This is a genomic window from Neorhizobium vignae (assembly GCF_000732195.1).
Taxonomy (GTDB): domain Bacteria; phylum Pseudomonadota; class Alphaproteobacteria; order Rhizobiales; family Rhizobiaceae; genus Neorhizobium; species Neorhizobium vignae.
Genome location: NZ_JNNU01000076.1, coordinates 1 through 474, shown reverse-complemented (window position 1 = coordinate 474; position 474 = coordinate 1). Strand labels below are relative to the sequence as shown.

The window sequence follows — 474 nt, the reverse complement described above, 5'->3', positions numbered from 1 at the left end:
TGCGGGGCTTTTTCTATTTGCACCAGTCGTTCCTATTTCCCGGCCGCCATTCGCGCGCCGTGCCGTCCTTCAGCAGGACCTGGCCCACCTCTCGCCCGTCTGGCAGATAGAGGTTCACGAGCGGACGATCAAAATCGTCTATGCCCTTTGCCTCGACCTTGATCCTTTTGCCTCGGATGAGGTCGTTCAAGTGGCGCTTGGCGATCAGAGCCAGCTTGCGCTCCTTGTCGCATTTTGCATGACTGCCGATTTCTGGCGTGTCTATGCCTCGGACATCAACGATGCCTTGTCCGAGAAGGCGCATGTTCTGCCCGTCGCACTTCACGGTATCGCCGTCCACGGCGGTCAGCGACGCGCAGATGATCATCGCTCCTATCATTCACCCACCTGCATTTCAGGGCTCCTGCGCATCTGTATGCCGCGGTAGGTCTCCGGCCGATGCTCCATGCAAAACCAGTCCGTCTTCGACCTATC

At 58.4% G+C, this 474-nt stretch carries 1 protein-coding gene; it reads right to left on the bottom strand.

Annotated features, from left to right (window positions below):
• Nucleotides 1-13: 13 nt before the first annotated feature.
• Nucleotides 14-379: a thermonuclease family protein gene (locus tag GQ59_RS30415; RefSeq protein ID WP_037088676.1), complete on the bottom strand. Its 366-nt coding sequence runs from the start codon at nucleotides 377-379 to the stop codon at nucleotides 14-16.
• Nucleotides 380-474: the final 95 nt, after the last annotated feature.